General features: G+C 41.9%; 5 protein-coding genes and 1 tRNA gene. 4 read left to right on the top strand and 2 right to left on the bottom strand.

Translation table 11 applies throughout. The features are described from left to right. Positions 1-225: 225 nt before the first annotated feature. Positions 226-298: transfer RNA gene (locus tag WBM98_RS07805), tRNA-Met, on the bottom strand. 322 nt (positions 299-620) lie between these two features. Here WBM98_RS07805 and WBM98_RS07810 point away from each other — a divergent pair. Then, positions 621-1,985, top strand: a complete 1,365-nt coding sequence (locus WBM98_RS07810) for an alanine/glycine:cation symporter family protein (RefSeq protein WP_424365461.1) — start codon at positions 621-623, stop codon at positions 1,983-1,985. After that, positions 1,972-2,859, top strand: a complete 888-nt coding sequence (era, locus tag WBM98_RS07815; protein WP_424365462.1) for a GTPase Era — start codon at positions 1,972-1,974, stop codon at positions 2,857-2,859. Before WBM98_RS07810 ends, era begins: the two co-directional genes overlap by 14 nt. A gap of 3 nt (positions 2,860-2,862) precedes the next feature. Here the strand turns inward: era and WBM98_RS07820 are convergent, their stop codons facing one another. Beyond that, the gene (locus WBM98_RS07820) at positions 2,863-3,354 is read right to left on the bottom strand and encodes a GTP-binding protein (protein ID WP_424365463.1); all 492 of its coding nucleotides are present in this window, start codon (positions 3,352-3,354) and stop codon (positions 2,863-2,865) included. A 133-nt stretch (positions 3,355-3,487) separates the two neighbouring features. On the opposite strand from WBM98_RS07820, the gene WBM98_RS07825 reads away from it, so the two are divergent. Both WBM98_RS07825 and der read left to right on the top strand, forming a co-directional pair. Continuing rightward, positions 3,488-4,204, top strand: a complete 717-nt coding sequence (locus WBM98_RS07825; RefSeq protein ID WP_424365464.1) for an acetyltransferase — start codon at positions 3,488-3,490, stop codon at positions 4,202-4,204. A 106-nt stretch (positions 4,205-4,310) separates the two neighbouring features. Beyond that, positions 4,311-5,615, top strand: coding sequence for a ribosome biogenesis GTPase Der (der, locus tag WBM98_RS07830; protein ID WP_424365465.1), 1,305 nt, complete (start codon positions 4,311-4,313; stop codon positions 5,613-5,615). The last annotated feature ends 172 nt before the right edge of the window (positions 5,616-5,787 follow it).

Raw genomic sequence — 5,787 nt, forward strand, 5'->3', positions numbered from 1 at the left:
GCTTAGAAGGCAGATGCTCTATCCAGCTGAGCTACGCGACCATTTTTAATTACAGGCTTTCGAGGGTCAGTTACGAAAGCATGTGCTCTATTTCTGACGATTGCCTTCGGCAATATCAGAATCCTGACAGGTTTACCTCGTCAGGACCAGCTGAGCTACGCGACCCGTTAAGGGTTTTGGGCCTTAAACAAAAAAGCTCCAAGTTTCCTTGAGGCTTCTTCTTAGTAGCGGGGACTGGACTCGAACCAGCGACCTTCGGGTTATGAGCCCGACGAGCTACCTACTGCTCTACCCCGCGATGTATTGTAAAGTACTAACAAAAGCACTATTTTCTATTTTCTCTCAAGTCAAGTAGGTACCCTGTCCTGAGCGCAGTCGAAGGGTACTGCTCTACCCCGCGATGTATTGTAAAGTACTAACAAAAGCACTGTTTTCCATTTTTTTCTCAAGGCGATAAAATATCCAATCCTGAGCCAAGTCAAAAGATGTTACGCTATCCCGTGATATGGACGGCAAATATACAACGGTTTTTTAGATCTATCAAAACTTGGGCAAAGATTATTTTTCGCCACAATTCCTATAAAATCCTTAAAATCCATACCTTCGGATTTTAATAGCGCATGGACCTAATCAATGATTTTATCGTAAAGATGCTGCCCTATACGGAGTGGCCCATGTTCATTTTGCTCATTCTAGGCGGACTTTTTTTGGTGTTTTATTCCAAGTTGATGCCCTATCGTTACTTTGGGCATGCTTTGGCCATAACAGCAGGTAAGTATGATACTGTGACGGCCAAAGGTGATGTTACTTCGTTTCAGGCGCTTTCTGCTGCGGTGGCAGCCACCGTGGGGTTAGGTAATATTTCTGGTGTGGCCATAGCCATACATGATGGTGGGCCAGGCGTTGTTTTCTGGATTTGGATGACAGCCTTAATAGGCATGTGTATCAAATTCTATTCGTGCAGCTTGGCCATCATGTTCAGGAGTACCGATGCCAATGGAAACCTTCAAGGGGGCCCTATGTATTATATTACACAGGGTTTGGGTGAAAAAGCCAAACCATTGGCCATTTTTTTTGCTGTTTGCGGATTGTTTGGTTTTTTAGGCGTGTTTACGGCCAACCAATTCACCGAAACGTTTATGAATGTGGTCGAACCCTCCCAGACTATTTACGGGATGAGTGATACCAATTGGAAATGGACCGTTGGGCTGGTATTGGCCGTGGTGACTTCCCTCGTCATTTTTGGGGGATTGACCAAAATCGCCAAGGTGGCTTCTGCCATTGTACCCTTTATGGTAGCCGTTTATTTTGTTGCTGTTGTCGTTGTCATGGTGTTAAACGCATCCCAGATCATTCCCTCGCTGCAAATGATAATCACCGAAGCATGGGATTTCGATACTATGGTTACCGGTGGTTTTTGGGGATTGGTGATTATTGGCGTACGTAGGGCCATGTTTTCCAATGAGGCAGGGCTTGGGAGTGCTCCGATGTATCACGGACAAAGCAAGACCGATAATCCCATCAAGGAAGGTCTGGTCGCTATGCTAGGCCCTTTTATAGATACCATTATGGTCTGTACCTTTACGGCCGTGGTCATTATTCTTAGTGGTGCGTATCTCGAAGACCATAGCGGCATTGTAATGACCATATCGGCATTTGAAAAAACACTTTTTGGTTTTGGTGATGACCTGTTGATGTTGATTGTGACGGCATTTGCCTTATCCACCTTATTTACCTATTCCTATTATGGGGTAAAATGCCTTACCTTTTTGACAAACGCTAAAATTGGTAGGCTTTATAATTGGTACTTTGTAATCATGATTGTTTTTGCGGCTGTGGCTTCATTGGAATTGGTAAAGAACCTGATCGATCTTTCCTATGCATTAATGGTGATACCCAATATGATCGCAGTACTTTTATTGGCTCCTAAAGTGAATAAGGCTGCCAATGAATATTTTAAAAATTTGAAGCATGGAAGAGCATAAAGCGGGATTTGTAAATATTATCGGGAATCCCAATGTGGGGAAATCAACCTTGATGAATGCCTTCGTGGGAGAAAAACTCTCCATAATAACGTCGAAGGCACAGACCACGCGACACCGTATTCTCGGTATAGTCAATGGGGATCATTTTCAGGTGATCTTATCGGATACACCGGGAATCATTAAACCGGCCTACGAACTTCAGGCCTCAATGATGGATTTTGTAAAATCGGCCTTTGAAGATGCCGATGTACTATTATATATGGTCGAGATAGGGGAGAAGGCCCTCAAGGATGAGCAGTTTTTCAATAAGATTAAGAATAGTAAAATCCCCGTACTTTTATTATTGAATAAAATCGATGCCTCGACCCAGGAACAATTGGAAGAACAGATCCAATACTGGCAAGAACAACTGGCCACGGTTGAAATTCATCCGATTTCGGCGTTGAATAATTTCAATATCAAAGGCGTGTTCGAACGTATTTTGGAGTTGCTTCCCGTCTCACCACCGTACTATCCTAAAGATCAATTGACCGATAAGCCTGAGCGCTTTTTTGTCAATGAAACCATTCGCGAAAAAATATTGCTTTTTTACAAGAAGGAAATACCCTATTCCGTTGAGATTGAGACCGAGGAGTTTTTCGAAGACCCTGAAATTATTAGAATGCGGGCCGTAATCATGGTGGAACGCGATTCACAAAAAGGGATTATCATAGGCCATAAGGGCAGTGCCTTAAAACGTGTGGGCGTAGCGGCCCGCAAGGATCTTGAGAAATTCTTTGGCAAGCAAGTACATCTTGAATTGTATGTCAAGGTAAACAAGAACTGGCGGAGTGATGCCCGACAATTGAAACGATTCGGGTACAATAAAAACTAACGGTCACCTACCTAACCTTTGATTCATGAACTGATGCAATTCGTGCATTTGTGGTTTCCCTTTACTTCTTCCAGCACGCCCTACGCCATAGAGAACAAACCATAATAGCACCATAAAAACCATTAATCCAACTTGAAGACCATAGTCCCGACCTAATGAAACAGAGGAATAGGCCCAGACACCCAGCCCGATAAAAATAGTGGCAACCCCAAAATGAAGAAACATAAAAAAGGTCCATAAGGTGGGATTTGGACCAAATAGGCCATAGAGCCTGCTACCACCTTCATCAACATCGTTAATTTCCAGATGTAATTGAGGAGACCAAAAATGAACCTTCTCCTGATTGAATTTTATGAAGACATGGTCGTCCATACGTTTGACCACAAACGGAGGCTGATCTACATCTTCAAAGGTTTTTAATACCTGGTCCTTGGTTTGTTCCAATTGAAGTTGAAACCTGGGGCGTAAGACAATTTCATTGGGTAAGATGCTCATCAATCTTTGATTTTGGATGGAATTTTAATAAATATAGCAAAACATTTTAGTCATCTATTTTCTTTTTTCTATATTTGATTCATCGATTAAGTGTTCGATTTTATCGATAAAACACTAAAATCCCCTAATTTACATGAAAAATATAGTCATTATTGGATCTTCAGGACATGGCAGTGCCATTTTGGACTGTATTGAAAAAGAAGCTAAGTACAATGTTATTGGTTTCATCGACTCCTTTAAGAAAAAAGATACCCTTTTTAATGGATATAAAATTTTGGGTTCTGAATACGATCTTCCTTATTTGATGGATAAATATAATCTTTTTGGAGGAATAGTGGCCGTAGGTGATAATTGGAATAGGCAACAGTTAGTTAGGAATATCACTAAAGTTACATCTACTTTCCAATTTATTTCAACGATTCACCCTAGTGCGATCATCGGACGAAATGTACGTATTGGGAAAGGAGTGGCCATTATGCCAGGTGTTATTGTCAACACAAATTCCATGATTGATGACCATTGCATTTTAAATACATCTTCCTCATTGGACCACGATGGTCATATGCAGGAGTATTCCAGTCTGGCTCCAAGGGTCTGTGCTGGTGGTAATTTAAGTTTAGGGGCATTTTCCTCCATTGGCTTGGGATCATATGTAATTGAAAACATTACTATTGGAGCACATACAGTCATAGGTGCAGGGACTTTGGTCCTAAGGAATATTGGCAATTTTGCTGTAGCCTATGGAAATCCCGCCAAGGAAATCAGAAAAAGAAAGGCCAATGAGCCTTACTTGTCATCACAAAGGCCTTTGATATTTCCATTGGTAAAATCAATTGCGAGTAATTTCTGATTAAGGTCATTTTGAACCTAAGCAACCCTCAACTTATATCTTTTAGATCTGCGTTATACTTTTTGGCAGATTAAATAGTGCTACCTTTGCGCCAAAATAGAGAAGTATGAGTGCTATTGTGGCCATTGTTGGAAGACCCAATGTAGGGAAATCGACCTTATTCAATCGAATGATACAGCGAAGGGAAGCCATTGTCGATGCGGTAAGCGGGGTGACCCGTGACCGACATTATGGGAAGAGTGATTGGAATGGCAAGGAATTTTCTTTAATCGATACCGGGGGTTATGTTCTCGGTAGTAATGACGTCTTTGAGCAAGAAATCGACAAACAGGTTGAGTTGGCCATTGAAGAGGCCGATGCGTTGATTTTTATGGTCGATGTTGAGACCGGTGTTACGGGTATGGATGAGGACGTGGCAAAATTATTGCGTAGGGTAAACAAACCGGTTTTTTTGGCCGTGAACAAGGTAGATAATGCCAAACGGGCAGAGGATGCCGTCGAATTTTACGGTTTGGGTTTAGGGGAGTATTTCCCCTTATCAAGTATCAATGGTAGTGGTACCGGGGAGCTGTTGGACGCTTTGGTAGCCGTGTTGCCCGAAAATGAAGAGGAAGAAAGTGATCTTCCTCGGTTTGCGGTTGTCGGTAGGCCCAATGCGGGAAAATCTTCTTTTATCAATGCGCTCATCGGTAAGGAAAGGTATATTGTTACCGACATCGCTGGTACGACCCGTGATAGTATAGATACCAAATACAACCGGTTTGGTTTTGAGTTCAATTTGGTCGATACTGCAGGGATACGTCGAAAAGCCAAGGTCAAGGAAGATCTTGAATTCTATTCGGTAATGCGCTCGGTACGTGCCATTGAGCATAGTGATGTCTGCCTGATTTTGCTTGATGCTTCGCGGGGATTTGATGGCCAAGTGGCTAATATCTTTTGGTTGGCACATCGGAACAATAAGGGTATCGTGATTCTGGTGAACAAATGGGATTTGATCGAGGATAAGGAAACCAATACCATGAAGCACTTTACTGAAAAGATAAAAGAAGCTATTGAGCCCTTTACCGATGTACCCATACTATTTATATCGGTCTTGACCAAGCAGCGAATTTATAAAGCCATCGAAACAGCCGTGGAGGTGTATAAAAATAGAAGCAAAAAAATAGTGACCAGAAAATTCAATGATATTATGTTGCCTATCATTGAATCCTATCCACCCCCGGCGTATAAGGGTAAATTTGTTAAGATTAAGTTTTGTACCCAGTTACCCACTCCGTACCCCCAGTTTGCGTTCTTTTGCAATTTGCCGCAGTATGTTCGGGAACCCTATAAGCGATATTTAGAGAATAAAATAAGGGAGAAATTTGACTTTACTGGCGTGCCCATTACCATTTTTATGAGGAAGAAGTAATTTGGTTGACAGTTGTCAGTAATTTAGTAGACAGTAGACAGTAGACAGAAGAGGGTAGTCGGTAATTCGTGGTTTAGGATTGCTGTTTCATTTGGGTAAGCATGGAATTGGTTTAATCAATCTGGGAAGCCCTTATTTACGAATAGCTAGAAGCTCGTATGCAGCTCAAAAA

It is taken from the genome of Maribacter sp. (assembly GCF_049667165.1).
Classification (GTDB): Bacteria; Bacteroidota; Bacteroidia; order Flavobacteriales; family Flavobacteriaceae; genus Maribacter_A.

Bases quoted from the DNA above. Each gene is read 5' to 3' on its own strand.
- der (WP_424365465.1), top strand. From the start codon at position 4,311: ATGAGTGCTATTGTGGCCATTGTTGGAAGACCCAATGTAGGGAAATCG.
- WBM98_RS07820 (WP_424365463.1), bottom strand. From the start codon at position 3,354: ATGAGCATCTTACCCAATGAAATTGTCTTACGCCCCAGGTTTCAACTT.
- WBM98_RS07825 (WP_424365464.1), top strand. From the start codon at position 3,488: ATGAAAAATATAGTCATTATTGGATCTTCAGGACATGGCAGTGCCATT.
- WBM98_RS07810 (WP_424365461.1), top strand. From the start codon at position 621: ATGGACCTAATCAATGATTTTATCGTAAAGATGCTGCCCTATACGGAG.
- era (WP_424365462.1), top strand. From the start codon at position 1,972: ATGGAAGAGCATAAAGCGGGATTTGTAAATATTATCGGGAATCCCAAT.